The organism is Streptomyces sp. NBC_00984 (assembly GCF_045162475.1).
Lineage (GTDB): Bacteria > Actinomycetota > Actinomycetes > Streptomycetales > Streptomycetaceae > Streptomyces.
Window position 1 is genome coordinate 7,154,694 of sequence record NZ_CP108734.1, and the last position, 19,926, is coordinate 7,174,619.

Below are 19,926 nucleotides of genomic sequence, written 5' to 3' on the forward strand. Positions count from 1 at the left end.
TGGTTAATTACCAACAGCGTCAACGATCCCGCGGGGGCCGCCGGTCCGAGCAGTCGGAAGGTCAGCCGCTGTGCCCGTGGTGGCCGCCGTGCCCGGCGCCGTGGTCGAACTTCACCGCCTCGGGCGGCATCACGACGAACGGCCGCATCATGCCCATGTCCTCGTGCTCCAGCAGATGGCAGTGGTACATGAACCGCCCGTACGCCCCGTCGAACTTCCCGAGCACCTTCACCAACTGCCCCCGGGGCACCCGGAAGACGTCCTTCCAGCCCTGTTCGTTCGGTGCCGTCGGGACCGTGGTGCCGTGGTCGAACGCCACGGGGGAGCGGGTTCCGCCGATCGCCGGATCGAAGCCGTCGAGCTTGTACGCCTCCCGGCCCATCACCTGGAAGTCCGCCAGATGGATGTGCATCGGATGCGTCGGTGCGCCCAGATTGAGGAACGACCACTGCTCGTAGGCGCCCTCGCCCACCGTGAAGCCGAGACCGTCGTTGAAGGTCCGCGAGATCCTGCGGTACGTGCGCACCGTGTCGTCCTCGCCCCGGACCTGGACGACACCGTCCGACGGCACCTGGACCCCGGCGGGGTCCTCGACCTCCGCCATCTCCCAGATCTCCGGGTGACCGCCGCCGCCGACCGTGCCGGGCACCGTCAGCACCACGAGCCGGTGCCCGTGCTCCACCTGGCCGTGCTCGTACCGCCGGAACGAACCGGACAGCACCTCGGGCAGCTCGAAACCGTCCCGCCGGCCCGTTTCCCGTACCCGGAACTCCATCACCTGCGGGAACGGCACGTTCGCCGCCGGGTCGGGCACCCCCGGCGCGAGCCCGCCGCGGTTGACCAGCCGGACCCGGCGGCCGGCCAGCGCCGAGAAGTCGATCAGCAGATCCATCCGCTCGGCCGGGGCGATCGTCAGCCGTGGCAGCACCTCGTCGAAGTCGACCGGCACCGGGCGCGGCAGCAGCCCGCCGTCGCTGCCGATCTGCCGGATCACGCCCGGCACCGGGTTGTTCTCCTCGTCGACCAGCACCAGATCGTAGATCCGCGCATTGGACGCGTTGACGAGCCGGAAGCGGTACCAGGCGTCGTCCACGTCCAGATGCGGCCAGATACGGCCGTTGACCGTGGTGTACGGGCCGAGGAACGGCAGCGACACCGGCTTCCCGGTCTCCGGATCGGCCTCGGTGATCACCGTCGTCTTGTGCAGCAGCCGCCCGTTGAGCCGGCCGTCCGCGTCGGTGTCCAGGTTGCGGTCGGCGAGGATCAGCGGCAATTCCCGGTCGCCGGACGGCAGGCCGAGCGCGTCCTCCTCGTCGTCCCTGATCAGGTACGTGCCGACGAGCCCGGCGTACACGTTCCACCGGGTGATGTTCATGGCATGGTCGTGGTACCACCACTGCGTGGCCTGGTGGTCGTTCGGGTACTCCGAGAGCTGCGCGTCGCCGAAGCCGACCGCGTTGTCCGCCCAGCCGTCGTTGCCTCCACCGGTCTGCGCGCCGTGCAGATGCGTCACCGTCCAGGCGGGCAGCGCGGCGACGTCCGCGTTCGGCTCGACGCCGTCGCGGCCGGGACGGTTGTGCGGTGCCGGTTCGCCCTGCTTGACCGGACCGACCTCCACCGCCGTGACCGGGTACTCGCTGCCCTTGGGGATGCGGTTGGTCCAGGCGATCCTGATCCGTTCCCCGCGCCGCACCTCGATGGTCGGACCCGGCACCGTGCCGTCGTACCCCCACATCAGGGTCGGCGGCAGCTGCGCGTGCAGTCGCACCCAGGTGGGTGACAGGGCGATCTCGGTCTCGCGGAGCACGTCCCCGCTCTGCGGGCGGAGCACCGGCGGGACGGGCAACGCGTCGGTGTACGGCACGAGTCCGCCGACCGGTGCCCCGAGCGCGGCAGTATCGGGAGCCGGACCCGGCTCGTCGGTCCGCTGACTGATCTTCTCCGTGGTCTCAGCGATCTCGGTCAAGGTTCTTCCCCCATGATCCGTAATTCCACTGCTGGTGGACCACGCGACCCCTGCCCCCGCAGGTATTGGTCCGGCGGCCCCTGTGTATCAAAGGACCGCCTGGAGAGCGCCGACGTTCAGCGATGTGCATCATCTGACCGAAAGCGGTACATCCCACCGGGTGGAGGGCAGCCGTTTCCCGCCAACGCGGCGCGCCGCCGTGACACCCTCACGGGGCGTACGGTTGTTCGTGTTCGATCTTCGTACATAGACGGAAACAGGGAGACCACGGTATGTCGCAGCAGGTGCAAGGGGTCATCGCACCGGGGAAGAACGAGCCGGTACGGATCGAGACGATCGTGATCCCGGACCCGGGCCCCGGCGAGGCCGTGGTGAAGATCCAGGCGTGCGGCGTCTGCCACACCGACCTCCACTACAAGCAGGGCGGCATCAACGACGACTTCCCCTTCCTGCTCGGCCACGAGGCCTCGGGCGTGGTGGAGTCCGTCGGCGAGGGCGTCACGGATGTCGCGCCCGGCGACTTCGTCGTTCTCAACTGGCGTGCCGTGTGCGGGCAGTGCCGCGCGTGTCTGCGTGGCCGCCCCTGGTACTGCTTCGACACCCACAACGCGAAGCAGAAGATGACGCTCCTCGACGGCACGGAGCTGTCGCCGGCCCTCGGCATCGGCGCGTTCGCCGAGAAGACCCTGGTCGCCGCCGGTCAGTGCACCAAGGTCGACCCGGAGGTCTCCCCGGCCGTCGCCGGGCTGCTCGGCTGCGGCGTGATGGCGGGCATCGGCGCCGCCATCAACACCGGACAGGTCGGCCGCGGCGACTCGGTCGCCGTGATCGGCTGCGGCGGTGTCGGTGACGCGGCGATCGCCGGGGCCCGGCTGGCCGGCGCGGCGAAGATCATCGCCGTGGACATCGACGACCGCAAGCTGGAGACGGCGAAGACGATGGGCGCCACGCACACCGTCAACTCCCGCTCCACCGACCCGGTCGAGGCGATCCGCTCCCTGACCGGCGGCAACGGCGCGGACGTGGTCATCGAGGCGGTCGGCCGCCCGGAGACGTACAAGCAGGCCTTCTACGCCCGCGACCTCGCCGGCACCGTCGTCCTGGTCGGCGTCCCCACCCCGGAGATGCAGCTGGAGCTGCCGCTCCTCGACGTCTTCGGCCGCGGCGGTTCGCTCAAGTCCTCCTGGTACGGCGACTGCCTTCCCTCGCGCGACTTCCCGATGCTGATCGATCTGCACCAGCAGGGGCGGATCGACCTCGGCGCGTTCGTCACCGAGACCATCGGACTCGGCGACGTCGAGCAGGCCTTCGCCCGGATGCACGACGGCGACGTGCTGCGCTCGGTGGTGGTCCTCTGATGGCCGCCCGCATCGACCACCTCGTCACCTCCGGCACCTTCGCCCTCGACGGCGGCGAGTGGGACGTCGACAACAACGTCTGGATCGTCGGCGACGACACCGAGGCGATCGTCATCGACGCCGCCCATGACGCCGCCGCCATCGAGGACGCGCTGAACGGCCGTACGCTGCGCGCCATCGTCTGCACGCACGCGCACAACGACCACATCGACGCGGCCCCGGCCCTCGCCGACGCCACCGGTGCGCCGATCCTGCTGCACCCCGACGACCTGCCGCTGTGGAAGCAGACCCACCCGGACCGCCTCCCGGACGGCGAACTGGCCGACGGCCAGGAGCTGGAGGTCGCCGGAACGACGCTCAAGGTCCTGCACACCCCCGGCCACGCCCCGGGCGCCGTCTGCCTGTACGCCCCCGAGCCGGCCACCGTCTTCACCGGGGACACGCTCTTCCGGGGCGGGCCCGGCGCCACCGGACGGTCCTTCTCCCACTTCCCGACCATCGTCGCGTCGATCAGGGACCGGCTGCTCGCACTCCCGCCGGAGACCACCGTCCGTACCGGACACGGCGATTCCACCACCATCGGCGCGGAGGCCCCGCACCTGGACGAGTGGATCGCCCGCGGTCACTGACGACCGCCGGCGTTCACCGGTCCGGCCACGCGGAGAGCCGCAGCCCGCTCTCGAAGCGGCGCGGATCGCCGGTGACCGGATCGGTGAACTCCAGTACCCGGGCGAGGAGTTGGAGCGGGCGGGAGAAGTCGTCCGGAGCTCCTTCCGCCTCGACCACCGGATAGACCGGGTCGTGGACGAGCGGCAGCCCCAGGCCGTTCATATGGACCCGCAGCTGATGGGTCCGCCCGGTGGCGGGCAGCAACCGGTAGCGGCCGAGCCCCTCCCGGTGCTCCAGCAGCTCGATCCGGCTCTCGCTGTTCGGCTCGCCCGGCTCCTCATGGGCGGCGATGACCCCGCGTTCCTTCACGATCCGGCTGCGCACGGTCCGCGGCAGGACCAGCGCGGGATCGTACGGCGCCACCGCCTCGTACTCCTTGCGCACCAGGCGGTCCCGGAACATCGTCTGGTACGCGCCCCGCTCCCCGGGCCGTACGACGAACAGGACGAGGCCCGCGGTGAGCCGGTCCAGCCGGTGCGCCGGCTGCAACCGAGGCAGATCCAGCTCGCGGCGCAGCCGGGCCACCGCGGTCTCGGTGATGTGCCGGCCGCGCGGCGTCGTCGCCAGGAAGTGCGGCTTGTCGGCGACGACGAGATGCTCGTCGCGGTGGACCACACCGACCGGGAACGGCACCGGGTCCTCCGGCGCGAAATCCCGGTGGAACCAGATGTACCGGCCCGCGGCGTACGGCTCGTCGGCGGACACCGGGCCCTGTACGGAGACGAACCGGCCCTCGGCCAACATGGCGTCCACCCGCCGCGCCCCGATCGCGCCCGCGAACCGCGCCAGGAGATGGTCACGTACCGTCGGCCACGCCCCGTCCGGATCCTCGGGGAGCCGCAGCCGGACCGGATCGATCCCGTCCCGCTGCGGCAGCGGCGCCGACGGGGGCTTCGCACGCCCCCTCATCGGGGAACGCCGACCACTGCGGCGGTGCTCATGGTGCCGGCTCCTCGCTCTGTCGCCCGGGGTGTCCGCAAAAGTATCGCCGGTCGCCGGCCCGGTGCCGTCAGGAGCCCGGCAGCGTCACCGGACCGCAGCCGATGCGCTCGGCCTCGGCGGCGACATAGCCGGGCAGCAGCTCACGGGCGAGACCGGCGACCGAGTGCTCCGTGTGGTCCAGCTGTTCCACCACGAAGACCACCGGACCGGTCTGGCAGCTCGTCCGGTAGACGGCCCTGGTCCCGTCGATGGAGCCGGAGCCCTTGGATCCCCTGACGTACAGACCGGTCCTGAGCGTGCCCGAGGAGAAGATCTCGGACAGCGCCGCGTCGGTGACCGTCGTCAGCCGCACGGCGGGGTTGTAGGAGCCGCCGGCCTCGCAGACCCGGGCGGGCCCGCCGTCGCCGCCGACGCGCGTGCGGGTCAGATCCTTGCGGTGCGCCTCGGGAAGCGCGAAGCCCTTGATGCCGCAGAAGGCATCGGCGTCCGTCTTCTTCCGCTCCATCGGGGCGGGCAGGGTGCGCGCTGTCCGGTACGTACCGGAGCAGCCGAAGTCGCGGATGACTCCGTTGGTGGCCTCCACCACCGCACGGGTCAGCGCCGCGCGGTCCTCCCGCCCGTAGTCCGACGCGAGGTCGAGTCCGGTCGGCCCCATGGCGATGTCCACCACGGTGGGGCCGGTGAACTCGTCCCGCCCGGTGCAGCTCTGCGGCAGCGCCAGCCAGGCGCGCGACGACGAGGACAGCCCCGGCAGCCCGTCGCCGAGCGGGACCATGTCGGCCGTGAGGAACTCCGCGGGCCAGTCGCGCCCGTCCGTGCCCCTCAGACCGTCCAGCCGGTGCACCCGCAGGGTCACCTGGCGGCGGGCCCTGTCGTCCTTGTAACTGGTGATGCGGCACTGCCCGTACGAGTCGCCCCGGCCGACCGGATCGGCCTGGAGGGTCTGCTCCTCGGCCTCGGTCCTGCGGTCACCGAAGAGGTCCGACATGGTCGAGTCGCCGAGCGAGTCCCAGCAGGGGGCGGGGCCGACGAGCGGCAGCGTGTCCGTGCGCCAGGCCACCGCACCGGCGCCGAGCAGCGCACCGGCCAGCCCGGCGGCGGTGACGGCACGGGCGGTGCGGCTGCGCAGCAGACGGCGCAGCACCGGAACGTGCGCGGTGGCGGGCTCCGGCTGCGCGGACGGATCCTGCTCGGGCCCGTGCTCCTGCGTCCGGTCCTCGGGCCCCTGCTCCTGCGTCCGCTTCCCGGGCTCGTGCTCCCGCGTCCCCTCCCCGGGATCCGTCGTGGTCTCGCCGTCCGCTGCCGTCACTGCCGCTGCCCCGTTCTCTCCGGCGTCCTCGTCGCTCATGCGCCCTCACCGGTCCCACAACCGATGCGCCTGCTCACGGACTCGGTGAAGTGCGTGAACACCTTCCGGTCGTCCGGCCGGCCCGCACCCTCCAGCCCGGAGCCGAGGTTCGCGTAGAACACCGTCCGCCGCCCGTCGCACTCGGTGCGCACGAGCCCGTTGCCGACGCCCTCGGGAAGGCCCTCGAACAGCGCGACCAGGCGCGGTTCGGCCGTCATCACGTACTGCGCCGCCGGCTCGTCGGGCAGCCCCCGCGCGCGCCACACCACCGAACACGTCTGGAGCCGTTCGTCGACCACACCCACCTGCTGCCGGTAGCCGTAGCCCCGGCCGAGGTCGAGCGTCACACCGGGTATCCGGCACAGCGGACTTCGGGCACTCTCCGCGTCCCCGGGGACCGTCACGAAGGGCGAGGTCGTGCGCAGCGGCTTCTCCGGAGCGCAACCGGCCTTCCGCATGCCGGTGTTCGCCACGTCCAGCAGCATCCGGGCGACCGCGGACCGGGTGCCGATCGTGAACGGCATGGTGACCTTGCCCAGATGGCCGTCACCGGTGCTCCCGCTCCGGATCGTCACCGCAGACGGCCTGCCGTCCACATCGCAGGCCTCGGGCAGGACCAGCATGGCCCGGTCCCCGGCGACCAGTCCGTCGAGACCGTCGGGCAGCCGTGCCCCCGAGCCGTCGAAGTACCGCGCGATCCAGGCGCGGTGGTCCTCGGCCCCGGCGGGGACCGGACCGTACTCGACGATGACCTGCTCCTTGAAGGAGAGCGGCTCGTCCGAGTCGTCGTCCGGGACCGTCGAGGTCACCGTGACCGTGCAACTGGCGTGGTGACGGCCGGCCGAGGGCGGCGCGGACTGGGTCGCGCTCCGCTCGGAGCCGGACTTGGCGAGCCCGTCGTCACCCAGGAAGGCCGCATCACTGTTCTGCTCCCACGCCCCCCAGCAATAGCTGTCCCGGAACGGCCGACTGTCCGTCGCCCACAGCCCGATGCCGGAGACGAGCACCGCCCCGGCGGCCGCCCCGGCCAGTATCGCTCCGCGCCGTCCGCGCCTGCCGCCCATCACATGCCCCCCGCGAAGAACCAAGATCGCGCAAAGCCCCGATGGTACGTCGTCGCTCCCGGAGCGCGGATCGGGCCCCTGCGCCGTCAGCCCAGCGGCGTGAACACGAAGGAGAACTCCGCGGCCCGCGCGTCGAGCCGGTACTCCGGCAGCACGCCCGGCCCGCACGACTGGGAACCGATGCCCTGCACCGCGTGATCCAGATTGACCCAGACGGTCTCGCCGGCCCGCAGCCCCGGCCGGTGCTCCGCCGCGTCCAGCTGCTCGCTCGTCCACCGCCGCGCGGTGAACCAGAACGGCGCACCCCCCTCGGCCCGCACCCCCGCACCGCTGCCGTCCGTCAGCTCCGCCCACCGGACGTCGGCCCGCGCACCGTTCTCCTGGGGCCGCACGTACGGCGTCTGCATCGCGTCCACCGACATCCGCCACCGGCCGAGCACCGAGGCGGCCCGGGTGTCCGGGTACGCCTCACCGGGCCCGCCGCCGAACCACCGCGCCGAGCCGTACGCGGCGGGCAGCCCGAACCGGATGCCCAGCCGGGGCAGCGGCACCCGCCACTCGCCCTCCGGCACCACGGACACGGTCAGCCCCAGCCGCTCCCCGTCGGCCGTCCACCGGTACGCGGTACGCAGCCCCAGCCCGACCCCGGCCGGCGCCACCCGGGTCCGTACGAGCAGCGAGTCCTCGTCGGCCTCGACCGCGTCGGTCCGGTGGAGCATCCGGTGCAGCCCGGACTCCCGCCACCGCACCCCGTACCGCTCGTCCGGCTGCCACGCCGCACCGTTGTCGTTGTCGGTGGGCGCCCGCCACACATCCAGCCGAAGCCCCTCCACCGGCACCGGCCCCAGCCGCACCGGCGCCCCGGTCACCGCGTCGAAGACCCCGGGCCCGAGGGTGATCAGCCCCTCGCCCCGCTCCGGCCGCTCGCCCACCGCGGCGGCGGGGACGACGGCCGGGCCCGTCTCCGTCTGCCCCCACGCGACCACATGCCCGCGCTCGCCCCAGTCGGTGTCCCGGGCCAGTACCGCCCGTACGGTCCACACCCCGGCACCGTCCATCGGCAGCCGCACCCCGGCCGACGCACCGGGTGCGAGCTCCGGCACATCGAGCACACCGGATCCGACGGGCTCGCCGTCCACCTCGTGCAACCACGCGAAGTCCAGGTGCGCCAGTCCCGCGAAGTCGTACCCGTTGGTGATCCGTACCGAGTCCGCCCCGGGCACGGGCTCGATCCGCACCGGCTCGACGACCTTCTTGTACTCGATCAGCCCGGGGGAGGGGGTGCGATCGGGGAAGAGCAGTCCGTCGCAGACGAAGTTGGAGTCGTGCAGTTCCTCGCCGAAGTCCCCGCCGTACGCGAAGCCGTGCTCGGGGTGGGCGATGCCGTGATCGATCCACTCCCAGACGAAGCCGCCCTGGCAGCGCTCGTACCGCTCGAACAGCCGCTGGTACTCGGAGAGTCCGCCCGGACCGTTGCCCATCGCATGCGCGTACTCGCACATCAGGAACGGCATCGCACGCCGCCGCGCGTCCGACTCCGGGTCGGCCCACGGCTCCTCCGCCCGGCGGCCGATCAGCTCGACCTCGGCGTGCGCCGGGTACATCCGTGAGTACAGGTCGACGTCCCGGCAGGAGGGATCGCCCTCGTAGTGCACCAGCCGCTCCGGATCCCGTCCCCGGATCCACTCGGCCATCGCGCTCAGCCCGCGCCCCGTCCCGCACTCGTTGCCGAGCGACCAGATGATCACCGACGCGTGGTTCTTGTCGCGCTCCACCATCCGCGCCGCCCGGTCGAGCAGTGCCGGGGTCCACCGCTCGTCGTCCACCGGGTTCCCGCGCCACTCCTGCCCGGCGAAGCCATGCGTCTCCAGGTCGCACTCGTCGATCACCCAGAGCCCCAGTTCGTCGCAGAGGTCGAGAAAGGCGGGATGCGGCGGATAGTGGCTGGTCCGCACGGCGTTGATGTTGTGCTGCTTCATCAGCACCAGATCGCGCCGCATGGTCGCCGTGTCCACGGTCCGCCCGGTCTCCGGATGGAACTCGTGCCGGTTCACCCCGCGAAAGAGCACCCGGCGCCCGTTGACCTGGATGAGCCCGTCCTCGACCACGACACTGCGGAACCCCACCCGCAGCCCGATCCGCTCCCCGGACGTCACCAGCTCCCCGTCGTAGAGCCGGGGCGTCTCGGCCGTCCACGGCTCGACCGCGACGGTCACCGCCTCGCCCGTCGCGACGTCGACACCCAGCTCGGGCACCAGGACCCGCCCCTCGGCCCCCGCGCACTCCACCCGCAGGGTCCCGGACCCGTCGCGATGGTCGTACCCGGCGTGCACGAAGAAGTCCCGGGGCGCACCCCGCGGCCGCTCCAGCAGGGTCACGTCCCGGAAGATTCCGGGCAGCCACCACTGGTCCTGGTCCTCCAGATAACTCCCCGAGGACCACTGGTGCACCCGCACGGCCAGCACATTGCCCTCGGCCCGCAGCAGCCCGCCGACGGCGAACTCGTGCGGCAGCCGTGACCCCTTGAAGGCGCCCAGCTCCCGGCCGTTGAGCCAGACCCTGGCACAGGACTCCACCCCGTCGAACCGCAGCACCACGTCCCCGTCCCCGGCCCATCCGGCGGGCAGGTCGAAGGTCCGCAGATGGTCCCCGGTCGGATTCGCGGCCGGCACCCTCGGCGGATCGACGGGGAAGGGGTACACCACGTTCGTGTAGGCGGGAGCCCCGCCGGCACCCTGGAGCACCCAGTGCCCGGGAACCTCGACCGTCGCCCACCCCGAGGCGTCGAACCCGGGGCGCGCGAACGACTCGTCCCGGGTGGCGGCGCCCGGTGAGAGCCGGAAGAGCCACTCCCCGTTCAGCGGCATCCGCCCGGCGTCCGACCCCGCGTACCAGGCTCGCGGCTCCAGCCCGCCCGATCCGGGACCCATGTCCTCGTACCAGGTCAGGGCGGGCGTGCGGGTGCGGTTCATGGGACTCCTCGCTCGGCAAAGCCTCCGTGCTGCTGGAGCCTCGGACGCTAGTGAGGGATGAACCGATTCAACAAGGGTGCCCGGCCGCACGGCCGGCCCGCGCCGCACGGGCCACAACGCAAAAAGCCGATCAGGATTTCTCCTGATCGGCACTTGCTCTGTGTCCGAGGGGGGACTTGAACCCCCACGCCCGATAAAGGGCACTAGCACCTCAAGCTAGCGCGTCTGCCATTCCGCCACCCGGACAAGGTGTCTGTCTCGCGGGCTCCGGCCCGTTCCGACGTGGAAAACAATAGCAAACATTCGGGGGTGCTCGATCACGCCCAGGACTGTGTGAAGGGCGCATGACGAGGGGTGGGTGCCCTTGGGTGTGCGGGCCCGGCGCGGGAGGATGAGGGGGAGCACCACAGCGACAGTGGAAGGAAGCAGCGTGAGCGAGACCAACACGGCTTGGACCGGCTCCGGCGAGGACGAGGTCGTGGACCTCTGTCGTGAGCTGATCCGGATCGACACCAGCAACTACGGGGACCATTCGGGACCGGGGGAGCGGGGCGCGGCCGAGTACGTCGCGGAGAAGCTTGCCGAGGTCGGGCTGGAGCCGCAGATCTTCGAGTCCCACAAGGGTCGTGCCTCGACCGTGGCGCGGATCGAGGGCGAGGACCCGTCCAGGCCCGCGCTGCTGATCCACGGGCACACCGACGTGGTTCCGGCCAATGCCCACGACTGGACGCACCACCCGTTCTCGGGCGAGGTCGCGGACGGCTGCGTGTGGGGCCGCGGCGCGGTCGACATGAAGGACATGGACGCGATGACCCTCGCGGTCGTCCGCGACCGGATGCGCAGCGGCCGCAAACCCCCGCGCGACATCGTGCTGGCCTTCCTCGCGGACGAGGAGGCGGGCGGTACGTACGGCGCGCGGTACCTCGTGGACAAGCACCCCGGCCTCTTCGAGGGGGTCACCGAGGCGATCGGCGAGGTCGGCGGCTTCTCCTTCACCGTGAACGAGAAGCTGCGGCTCTACCTCGTCGAGACGGCCCAGAAGGGCATGCACTGGATGCGGCTCACCGTGGACGGCACCGCCGGCCACGGCTCGATGACCAACGGCGACAACGCGATCACCGAGCTCTGCGAGGCGGTCGGCCGGCTCGGGCGGCACAAGTGGCCGGTCCGGGTGACCAAGACCGTACGGTCCTTCCTGGACGAGCTGTCGGACGCGCTCGGCACCCCGCTCGACCCGGAGGACATGGAGGCCACGCTCGCCAAGCTGGGCGGCATCGCCAAGATGGTCGGCGCCACGCTCCGCAACTCCGCCGCGCCCACCATGCTCGGCGCCGGTTACAAGGTGAACGTCATCCCCGGCCAGGCCATCGCCCATGTCGACGGCCGTTTCCTGCCCGGCTACGAGGACGAGTTCCTGGCCGATCTGGACCGGATCCTCGGCCCGCGTGTGAAGCGCGAGGACGTGCACGGCGACAAGGCGCTGGAGACCAGCTTCGACGGCTCGCTCGTCGACGCCATGCAGATCGCCCTGAAGGCGGAGGACCCGATCGCCCGTGCCGTGCCCTACATGCTCTCCGGCGGCACCGACGCCAAGTCCTTCGACGACCTGGGCATCCGCTGCTTCGGATTCGCCCCGCTGAAGCTGCCGCCGGAGCTCGACTTCGCGGGCATGTTCCACGGCGTGGACGAGCGTGTACCGGTGGACGGTCTGAAGTTCGGCGTGCGGGTGCTCGACCGCTTCATTGACAACTCCTGACGCCTTGCCGGATTTCCGCCGACTTTCCGCACCAACAATCGCCAGCGTGTGCGTATTTGACCGGAACGAGTGAAAGGGGCGATACGCTCGTAGCTTGATTACCTCTTCCTCGTTACAAGTGATGCGGTCCGCGGCTGGGACCGCATTGCCAACTAGGAGGAATAATGATCAAGAAGGTCGTCGCTGCTGCGGCTGTCACTGGTGGTCTGGTGCTCGCGGGTGCGGGCATGGCCGTCGCGGATTCCGGTGCCCAGGGCGCCGCTCTCGGCAGCCCCGGCGTGATCTCGGGCAACACCATTCAGGCGCCCGTCCACGTGCCGGTGAACGCGTGCGGTAACACGGTCTCCGTGATCGGGCTGCTGAACCCCGCCTTCGGCAACCCCTGCTTCAACGCCTGATGTTGTGCGTCAACCCGTAAGGGTTTGAACCCGGTCGGCCCCGAAGTGCACGCCATGCACTCCGGGGCTGCTGGGTACTCCGCCCCCGCACGGTCAAGTCCGGGGGTTTTCCGGAAGGTAGAAGGCAGGAAACAACCTATGCGACAGGTCACGCGTAAAGGCCTGATCACCATGGCGGCAGCGGGCGGCGTGCTCGCGCTGAGTGGCGGCTACGCGCACGCGGACGCGGGAGCGTCCGGCGAGGCGACGAATTCCCCGGGGGTGCTGTCAGGGAATTCGGTACAGATCCCGGTCCACGTACCGGTCAACGTGTGCGGCAACTCCGTGGACGTCGTGGCGCTGCTCAACCCGGCGTTCGGCAACACTTGCGGAAACGGTTCGCAGGACGACTCCCAGGGCAAGCACGCCTCCGGCAGTCATGTCTCCGGCGACCTGACCCAGGCGAGTCGGCCCGGCGCGGGCAAGCACCGGGCCCCGATCGGTGGCGGGTCGACGGCCCAGGGCGTCGCGAAGGGCTCGCCGGGAGTGCTGTCCGGTAACAACATCCAGGTGCCCATTGACATCCCGGTGAACGCCTGCGGGAACAGCGTCACCATCGGCGGTCTGCTCAACCCCACCTTCGGCAACGACTGCGGGAACAGCACGGACGTCGTCACGCCGCCGCCGGTCACACCGGTCACACCGGTCACACCGGTCACCCCGGTCACCCCGGTCACCGAGCACAAGCCCCCGGCGCCGGAGAAGCCGGTCGTGCCCAACGTGCCCGAGGAGCAGAACGTCCCGCAGCTCGCCCACACCGGAGCGGGCGGGCTCGACCTGCTGATCCCGGCGAGCGCGGGTCTGCTGCTGGCGGGTGCGGGCACGATGCTCTACCGCCGCGCCCGGATGTCCGCCTAGCGGACCGGGGCAGCGACGCAAGCACGACGAAAGGGGGGGCGGGTCCCGCGACTGCGGGGCCCGCTCCGTCTCACCAGGTGGCTCGGAGCTGGCGGATGATCCGTCGGCGCAGGCGCACCCTGCGGCTGCCGTCGCGGCGCAGCGTCAGCCGGTCCAACTCCCAGTGACCGTACTCGGCATGGTCGGTCAGCAGGCGGGCCGTCTCCTTCCGGGACACCCCGCGCGGTACGTACACATCGACAAATTCGTATTCCGGCATCGCATCTATTGTGCGGGCAGAGCCCGTGTACGGATAGCGTCTGCACTATGTCTGATGCTGCGCAGCCCACCGCTGCCGAGGTACGCGCCGCCGCCGAGGCGGTCAAAGCCGCGCTCGACCACCACCTCGAGGCGGTCGAACGCCGGACCGGGGACGACGACGTGGCCGTCTATGACGCGTTCAACGCACTGGCCGCTGCCGCCGAGTTCTACGACGAACTGCTCTACGACCGGTACGACGAAGTCACCCCTTTCGAGATCCCGGGTGCGGAGGATTCGCTACCGCCGTACACCGGCCCCGAGGAGCCGAACGCACTCAGTCTGCTGATCCGGCGCGACTACGCGGTGGTGGAGCCGCCGAGGCTGCTCGCACAGGCCCAGCGGATCGCCGACCTCGATCAGGGCGAACGCGGCGGAAGCGCCGCGGTCGTCGGCTCCAGCGTCCACGCGGCGCTCGGAGTGCTCTTCGGGGAGTACGAACCCGACGAGATCGCTTCCCGGCACACGGAGTTCGGCCTGGAGGAGGGCGACTCCACGCTCTGGGTCACGGCCGCCGAGGAGCTCCCCGAGGCGGGGGAGTGGCTCGGCGCGCCCTTCGACGACGCCGATCCGCAGCTGGTGGTCTGCCGCTTCGACGTCAGCGCCGTCTTCGACGAGGACGAACCGGACGAGGAACCGGCCCGCCTCGACCCCGTCTGACCCGTGCCGCCCGCCGGCGGACGGCTCCTGATCCGCCGGCCGGACGGGCTCGACACCGAGCCCGTCCGGTGCGGGCGTCGCCGGTGGGACCCGGTCAGCGGGCCGGGGTCTCCAGCAGGGTGCGCAGCCGCGTCGTGCGGTCCTGGGCCGGGGACTGGGCGACCGCGCGCGGGAGCGCCTGGTCCACCCCGTGCACCACGGACAGATGCCGCTCCCCGCGGCTGAAGGCGGTGTACACCCAGGAGCGGCTCAGCCCCTGGACTGCGTCGCCCGGCAGCACGACGACCACTGCGGGCCACCGCGTGCCGGCCGCCTGGTGGGCGCTGAGGGCCCAGCCATGGCGCACGGAGGATTCCACCCGCTCCTGGGCCACGACGACCTCCGTGCCCGCGCAGTCCAGACGCAGGCCCTCGGCGTCGGCCGAGACGACCACTGCGGGCACGACCCTGCCGGGCGCCGGGACGTGGACGACGCGGTCGCCCGGGTCGAAGCCGCCGAACCGCCCCGGTCCGGGGTTGAGCCGCTGCTTCAGCGCCGCGTTCAGCGCCCGGGTGCCCGCCGAGCCGCCGTGGCCGACGGTAATCACCTGGGTGTCGGACGACGGCACGCCGATGGCGCGCGGCACCGAGTCGGCCACCAGCTGCACGGTGCGGTGCACCGCCTCGCCCGCATCGCGTACGGGGACGATCACCACTTCCTTGCCGGGCGCCTCGACCTGGTTGAGCTCGCCGATGCCGATGCCGGAGACCAGCTCGCCGATCGGTCCCGGATCCGGTGTGCGGGAGACGATCTGCGGGCAGGCGCGGGCCGCGAGCACATCCGCGAACACCCTTCCCGCACCGGCCGAACCCAGCACACCCGGATCACCGCTGAGCACCAGGCGGGTGCCGTCGGCCAGGGACTCGACCAGGATCGCGGCGGTCTCGACGTCCAGCTGCGGGGCGTCCAGCACGACGAGCAGGTCGACGGCGATCGCCCCCTCCTCGTCCCGCCCCGGGCCCTGCTCGCCCGAGAGCAGACCGGCGAGGGGGACGGCCGTCTCCGGATCGCCGGTCGCCTCGGCCAGCCGTCGCCTGCCGTCGGCGCTGTGCGTGGTGCCCAGGGCGCGCAGCCCGAGACCGCGGGCCGCGGTGATCAGGGCGGCGGGCTCGGCCCTGGCGGCCTCGCCCCCGGTGTGCGCCACGAGGCCGTGGGCCGCGACCGCGCGGATCAGCTCGGCTGCCGACGGGGAGCCCGCGGCCGAGGCCGCCTCCGTCCAGTCGGCGTCCTTCTCGCAGGCGTTGACCAGCCGGGCCAGGCCGTCGGCGAGGCTCTCCTCGGCGAGTGCGTAGCGGTCGAGGCCGAGCAGCACCTGCACCGGTTCCCGCCCGGCGTCCGGGCCGGCCTCCTCGTCGGGTTCCGCGGGTGCTTCGGACTCCTGGTCGTCCTGGCCCTCCGGGCCGTCCTGGAAGACCAGGACGACTCCCTCGGCGACGGCGTGCTGCACGGCCGCGTCGGGGTCGGTCACCGAACGCTCGGCGAGCGCGGCCCGTACCTCCGAGGCGTCCAGCGCCGTGTGGCCGCGGAGCGCGGCCCGTTCCAGCAGCCAGCCCACCAGGGCGGCGGTCCGCCGCTCGTCGTCCGGGCCGCACTCGGCGCCGAGCAGGGCCCGCGCGAATCCGTCCGCCTGCTCCGGTCCCACTCCCGGCACGGCCAGCAGCTGCCAGGGGTCGGCGCGCAGGGCGTCGGCGGCCTGCGCCCCGAGGGTCTCGGCCGCCGGTCCCGCCAGCGCCGCCGGAGCCCCGCCCTCGGCCAGTACGGCGGCGGTCGCGGCCACGGCCTCAGGCGGGGCGCCCTGCGGCGCCCGTGCCGGTTCGGGGGCGCGCGGGCGGGCCGGGGCGGGCGCGGGTGCGGTCCGGCGGGGGGCGGCGGGTGCGGGCGAGTCGAAGAACGAGGTGGCGGGCTGCTCTCCGCTCTCCACCGCGCGCACGGCCGCCAGCAGGTCGGCCGCTTTGCCGCTCAGCTTCGCCCCGGCGGCGATGGGGCCTTCCTTCTCGGCCTTGCGCTTCTCGATCCGCTCCCGGAGCTCACGCTGGGCGGCGAGCTCGGCCTCGGCCTCGGAGACCGGTGCGGGGGCGGCGTCCGCCCCGGCCCCGGCCCCGTCCCCGGTGCCGTCCCCGGTGCCGTCCCGGTCCCCGGCCTCGGCGTCCGCCCCGTCCCCGGTGTTGTCGGCGGTGTCCGTTCCGCCGTCCGTCGTGTCGTCCAGGTCGTCCGTCTCCGCTCCGTCCCCGGCGTCGTCGGCCGTCGGTGATCCCTCGTCCGCGGCGTGCCCCTCGTCCCCGGCGGACGGGGCGGGCACGGCGGCGGAGGGGGTCGCGGCGACGCCGTCGTCGTCGGCGGCCGGGGAGCCGGGGGTTTCCCCCCGGGGAAGCGCAGTCACAGCGTGCTCCAGTCCTGGTCGGGATAGCGGTGCACGGGCGCCGACACATCGTCGAGCGCCTGGCAGATCTCGTCAGGAAGACTAAGCGCCTCCACTGACAATGCCTCCGTGAGCTGCTGCGCGTTGCGCGCGCCGACGATCGGGGCCACCACTCCGGGCCGGTCCCGGACCCAGGCGAGAGCCACCTGGAGCGGCGTCGTGGCCAGGCCGTCCGCCGCCGTCGCCACCGCGTCCACCACGCGGCTCGCCGGCTCGTCGAGATACGGCTCGACGAACGGAGCCAGCAGCTCCGAGGCGCCACGCGAGTCCGCCGGAGTGCCCGACCGGTACTTCCCGGTGAGGACCCCACGGCCCAGCGGGGAGGAGGGCAGCAGCCCGACGCCGAGATCGAGGGCGGCGGGCAGCACCTCGCGTTCCACGCCCCGCTGCAACAGCGAGTACTCCATCTGCGTGCTCGCCAGCCGGGTGCGCACCCCGGGCGAGGCGAGCTGCCAGGTCGCCGCCTTGGCCAGCTGCCAGCCGCAGAAGTTCGACACCCCCGCGTAGCGGGCGCGTCCGCTGGACACCGCCATGTCCAGCGCCTGAAGGGTCTCGTCCAGCGGAGTCACCGGGTCGAAGGCGTGGATCTGCCACAGATCCACGTGGTCCGTGCCGAGCCGTTCCAGGGAGGCGTCCAGCGCGGCCAGCAGATGCCCGCGCGAGCCGTCGAACCGGCGGTACGGATCGGCCACGCTGCCGGCCTTCGTCGCGATGACCAGATCGCGCCGTGGCACCAGGCCGTCGACGAGCTGCCCGAGCAGATATTCGGCCTCCCCGCCGCCGTACACATCGGCCGTGTCGACCAGCGTGCCGCCCGCTTCCCAGAAGGCTTTCAGCTGTTCGGCGGCGTCGTGATCATCGGTGTCCCGGCCCCAGGTGAGGGTGCCGAGCCCGATCCGGGACACTCGAAGGCCGGTGCGGCCGAGATGCCTCTGCTCCATGGAGGCTGAGATTACTGGCCAGAACCCCACTCGGCGGAAGCCTGTGGACAACCCGGCGTCAAGTCGCCCCTGCCGGATCCCGTCGGCGCGCGCTAGAGTCCGGAGCTCAGGGACGTTACTGATCGGTAAGGGGAGCGGTTATGCGGCTCGGCATCAATCTCGGTTACTGGGGCGCGGGAATGGACGGCGACAATCTCGCCGTCGCCCAGGAGGCCGACCGGCTCGGATACGACGTCTGCTGGGTGGCCGAGGCGTACGGCTCCGACGCGCCGACCGTGCTCTCCTGGGTCGCCGCCCGGACCGAGTCCATCGACGTCGGCTCCGCGATCATGCAGATCCCGGCCCGCCAGCCCGCCATGACGGCGATGACCGCCGCCACCCTCGACTCGCTCTCCGGCGGCCGGTTCCGGCTCGGCCTCGGCGTGTCGGGACCGCAGGTCTCCGAGGGCTGGTACGGCGTCAAGTTCGACAAGCCGCTGGCCCGCACCCGGGAGTACGTCGAGATCGTCCGCAAGGCGATGTCCCGCGAGCGGCTCTCGTACGAGGGGCAGCACTGGACGCTGCCGCTGCCGGACGGTCCGGGCAAGCCCATCAAGCTGACCGTCCACCCGCAGCGCGAGCACATCCCGCTCTACATCGCCGCGATCGGCCCGAAGAACCTGGAGCAGACCGGCGAGATCGCCGACGGCGCGCTGCTGATCTTCCCCTCCGCCGAGCACCTGGAGGACACCGCGATGACGTACCTGCGGGCGGGCCGTGAGAAGTCCGGCCTGACGATGGAGGGCTTCGACGTCTGTCCGACCCTGCCGCTCGCCGTCGGCGACGACGTCAACGGCCTCGCGGACATGTTCCGTCCGTACACCGCCCTGTACGTGGGCGGCATGGGCAGCCGCAAGCAGAACTTCTACAACCAGCTCGCGCAGCGCATGGGCTACGAGAAGGAAGCCGCCGAGATCCAGGACAAGTACCTGTCCGGCGACAAGAGCGGTGCCGCCGCCGCGGTACCGCACCAGCTGATCGACCAGACCGCGCTGCTCGGCCCGGTCGAGCGGATCGCCGAGCGGATGCAGGCCTACGCCGCCGCGGGGGTCACGACGCTGACCCTGGCCCCGGCCGGGTTCACGCTCGAAGAGCGGCTCACGGCCCTGCGGGCCGGCACGGACGCGCTGGAGCGCTCCGGGCTCGCGTAACAGGTTTCGCTGCTCCCGGGAGCAGCACTACGGCCGTGGTGGGGGTTCGGGGCCTCCCCGCCACGGCCGTTACGCATATCAACGCGCGCACGGCCGGGCGGTCACGGCGGCACGCGCCCCATCCGGCGTAGCCGGGGCCCGTTCCTGTTGCCCGGGTGGGTGTGCCGCACTTGACTGTCGCTCGGCGGACGCGCACGGAGGTGGCAGTGATGCTCTCGGCAAGGAACCTGTTCCTGGAGATTCTCGACGACGACGAGTCGTTCCGGCTGTTCTGTTCCATCGCGGCCGGCGGGGAGTCCCAGGGCGGCTGGGAGAACGGCCGCATCGCGGCCCTGGTGCCCGAGAGCCAGCGCGCGCTGGCGCCCAAGATCGCACGGCACGGCGCCGACGAGGACAAGCACGGCAGGATCTTCGACGCGCTGCTGCGCAAGCGCGGGCTCCGGCCGGCGGAGATCCCGCACGAGACCGACTACACGATGCTGCTGGAGAAGCACGGCATCGGCCTCGCCCATGAGCAGCTGCGGGGCGAGGAACGGCTCTCCGAGCGCGACATCATCACCTACCTCGCCCACAGCCGGGTCACCGAGCAGCGCGCCTCCGAGCAGATGGCCCTGCTGCGCAAGCACTTCGCCGACCACCCCGACCTCGGCCGCGCCGTGACAATGATCTCGAACGACGAGGACAACCACCTGGCGTACTGCCACGAGGAACTGCTCCGCTTCGCCCGCGCCGGACACGGCCGCGCCATCCAGCGCACCCTGCGCGAGTGCGCGCTCGCCGAGATCCGGGTGTACCGCGACGTCAGCCTCGCCGTGATGAACCACATGGGCCGCATCCTGGGCTGGCCCCGGGCCAGATCGGCGGTGCTGGCCGCCGGGATCCACGGCGTCTACGCGTACGAACGGCTGGTGGGATGGCGGCGCATGGTGAGCCTGGCGCAGCCCGAGCGGCGTGACGCGCTGGGCGGTCCCGCGGTGCCGGAGCCCGGGTCCGCCTGAACCGGGCGGGGC

The 19,926-nt window shown here is 72.0% G+C and carries 16 protein-coding genes and 1 tRNA gene; 8 read left to right on the forward strand and 9 right to left on the reverse strand.

The genetic code is table 11. From position 1 onward, the window contains the following. Positions 1–61: 61 nt before the first annotated feature. Entirely contained in the window at positions 62–1,957 is a 1,896-nt protein-coding gene (phsA, locus tag OG520_RS32005) for an O-aminophenol oxidase PhsA (protein ID WP_406016620.1), read from the reverse strand. A 281-nt stretch (positions 1,958–2,238) separates the two neighbouring features. Between phsA and OG520_RS32010 the strand changes: the two genes are divergently transcribed. Both OG520_RS32010 and OG520_RS32015 read left to right on the forward strand, forming a co-directional pair. After that, positions 2,239–3,324 (forward strand): S-(hydroxymethyl)mycothiol dehydrogenase, encoded by a 1,086-nt coding sequence (locus tag OG520_RS32010; protein ID WP_399330130.1) that lies wholly within the window; start codon positions 2,239–2,241, stop codon positions 3,322–3,324. Beyond that, positions 3,324–3,953 (forward strand): MBL fold metallo-hydrolase, encoded by a 630-nt coding sequence (locus OG520_RS32015; RefSeq protein ID WP_406015442.1) that lies wholly within the window; start codon positions 3,324–3,326, stop codon positions 3,951–3,953. Before OG520_RS32010 ends, OG520_RS32015 begins: the two co-directional genes overlap by 1 nt. Before the next feature lie 13 nt (positions 3,954–3,966). Here OG520_RS32015 and OG520_RS32020 read toward each other — a convergent pair whose 3' ends face one another. The 5 genes from OG520_RS32020 to OG520_RS32040 all read right to left on the reverse strand — a co-directional run bounded on the left by OG520_RS32020 (position 3,967) and on the right by OG520_RS32040 (position 10,565). After that, a complete protein-coding gene (locus tag OG520_RS32020; protein ID WP_406015443.1) occupies positions 3,967–4,902 on the reverse strand; it encodes a pseudouridine synthase in 936 nt (311 codons plus the stop codon). A 100-nt stretch (positions 4,903–5,002) separates the two neighbouring features. Further along, on the reverse strand, positions 5,003–6,283 hold the full coding sequence (locus tag OG520_RS32025; protein ID WP_406015444.1) for a hypothetical protein: 1,281 nt from the start codon (positions 6,281–6,283) through the stop codon (positions 5,003–5,005). Beyond that, entirely contained in the window at positions 6,280–7,347 is a 1,068-nt protein-coding gene (locus OG520_RS32030; RefSeq protein ID WP_406015445.1) for a hypothetical protein, read from the reverse strand. The genes OG520_RS32025 and OG520_RS32030 overlap by 4 nt, the downstream gene beginning before the upstream one ends. Positions 7,348–7,433: 86 nt before the next feature. After that, positions 7,434–10,319 carry a glycoside hydrolase family 2 TIM barrel-domain containing protein gene (locus tag OG520_RS32035; protein WP_406015446.1) on the reverse strand — a complete coding sequence of 962 codons (2,886 nt, stop codon included), beginning with the start codon at positions 10,317–10,319 and terminating at the stop codon, positions 7,434–7,436. Between the two features lie 161 nt (positions 10,320–10,480). Further along, positions 10,481–10,565: transfer RNA gene (locus OG520_RS32040), tRNA-Leu, on the reverse strand. A 184-nt stretch (positions 10,566–10,749) separates the two neighbouring features. Here OG520_RS32040 and OG520_RS32045 point away from each other — a divergent pair. The 3 genes from OG520_RS32045 (at position 10,750) to OG520_RS32055 (ending at position 13,370) form a co-directional block, all read left to right on the forward strand. Continuing rightward, on the forward strand, positions 10,750–12,075 hold the full coding sequence (locus tag OG520_RS32045; RefSeq protein ID WP_399330125.1) for a M20/M25/M40 family metallo-hydrolase: 1,326 nt from the start codon (positions 10,750–10,752) through the stop codon (positions 12,073–12,075). A 164-nt stretch (positions 12,076–12,239) separates the two neighbouring features. Continuing rightward, positions 12,240–12,473 (forward strand): chaplin, encoded by a 234-nt coding sequence (locus OG520_RS32050; RefSeq protein ID WP_406015447.1) that lies wholly within the window; start codon positions 12,240–12,242, stop codon positions 12,471–12,473. 138 nt (positions 12,474–12,611) lie between these two features. Beyond that, on the forward strand, positions 12,612–13,370 hold the full coding sequence (locus OG520_RS32055; protein WP_406015448.1) for a chaplin: 759 nt from the start codon (positions 12,612–12,614) through the stop codon (positions 13,368–13,370). 70 nt (positions 13,371–13,440) lie between these two features. Here OG520_RS32055 and OG520_RS32060 read toward each other — a convergent pair whose 3' ends face one another. Continuing rightward, a complete protein-coding gene (locus OG520_RS32060) occupies positions 13,441–13,629 on the reverse strand; it encodes a DUF5703 family protein (RefSeq protein WP_030918345.1) in 189 nt (62 codons plus the stop codon). Positions 13,630–13,676: 47 nt separating this feature from the next. Between OG520_RS32060 and OG520_RS32065 the strand changes: the two genes are divergently transcribed. Continuing rightward, entirely contained in the window at positions 13,677–14,327 is a 651-nt protein-coding gene (locus OG520_RS32065) for a hypothetical protein (RefSeq protein ID WP_266421553.1), read from the forward strand. Between the two features lie 94 nt (positions 14,328–14,421). Here OG520_RS32065 and OG520_RS32070 read toward each other — a convergent pair whose 3' ends face one another. Together OG520_RS32070 and OG520_RS32075 are read right to left on the reverse strand one after the other, a co-directional pair. After that, positions 14,422–16,746, reverse strand: a complete 2,325-nt coding sequence (locus OG520_RS32070; RefSeq protein ID WP_406015449.1) for an ATP-dependent RecD-like DNA helicase — start codon at positions 16,744–16,746, stop codon at positions 14,422–14,424. Continuing rightward, positions 16,743–17,726, reverse strand: coding sequence for an aldo/keto reductase (locus tag OG520_RS32075; protein ID WP_266421557.1), 984 nt, complete (start codon positions 17,724–17,726; stop codon positions 16,743–16,745). The genes OG520_RS32070 and OG520_RS32075 overlap by 4 nt, the downstream gene beginning before the upstream one ends. Positions 17,727–17,866: 140 nt before the next feature. On the opposite strand from OG520_RS32075, the gene OG520_RS32080 reads away from it, so the two are divergent. Both OG520_RS32080 and OG520_RS32085 read left to right on the forward strand, forming a co-directional pair. After that, entirely contained in the window at positions 17,867–18,916 is a 1,050-nt protein-coding gene (locus OG520_RS32080) for an LLM class F420-dependent oxidoreductase (protein WP_406015450.1), read from the forward strand. Between the two features lie 209 nt (positions 18,917–19,125). Continuing rightward, on the forward strand, positions 19,126–19,914 hold the full coding sequence (locus OG520_RS32085) for a ferritin-like domain-containing protein (RefSeq protein WP_406015451.1): 789 nt from the start codon (positions 19,126–19,128) through the stop codon (positions 19,912–19,914). Positions 19,915–19,926: the final 12 nt, after the last annotated feature.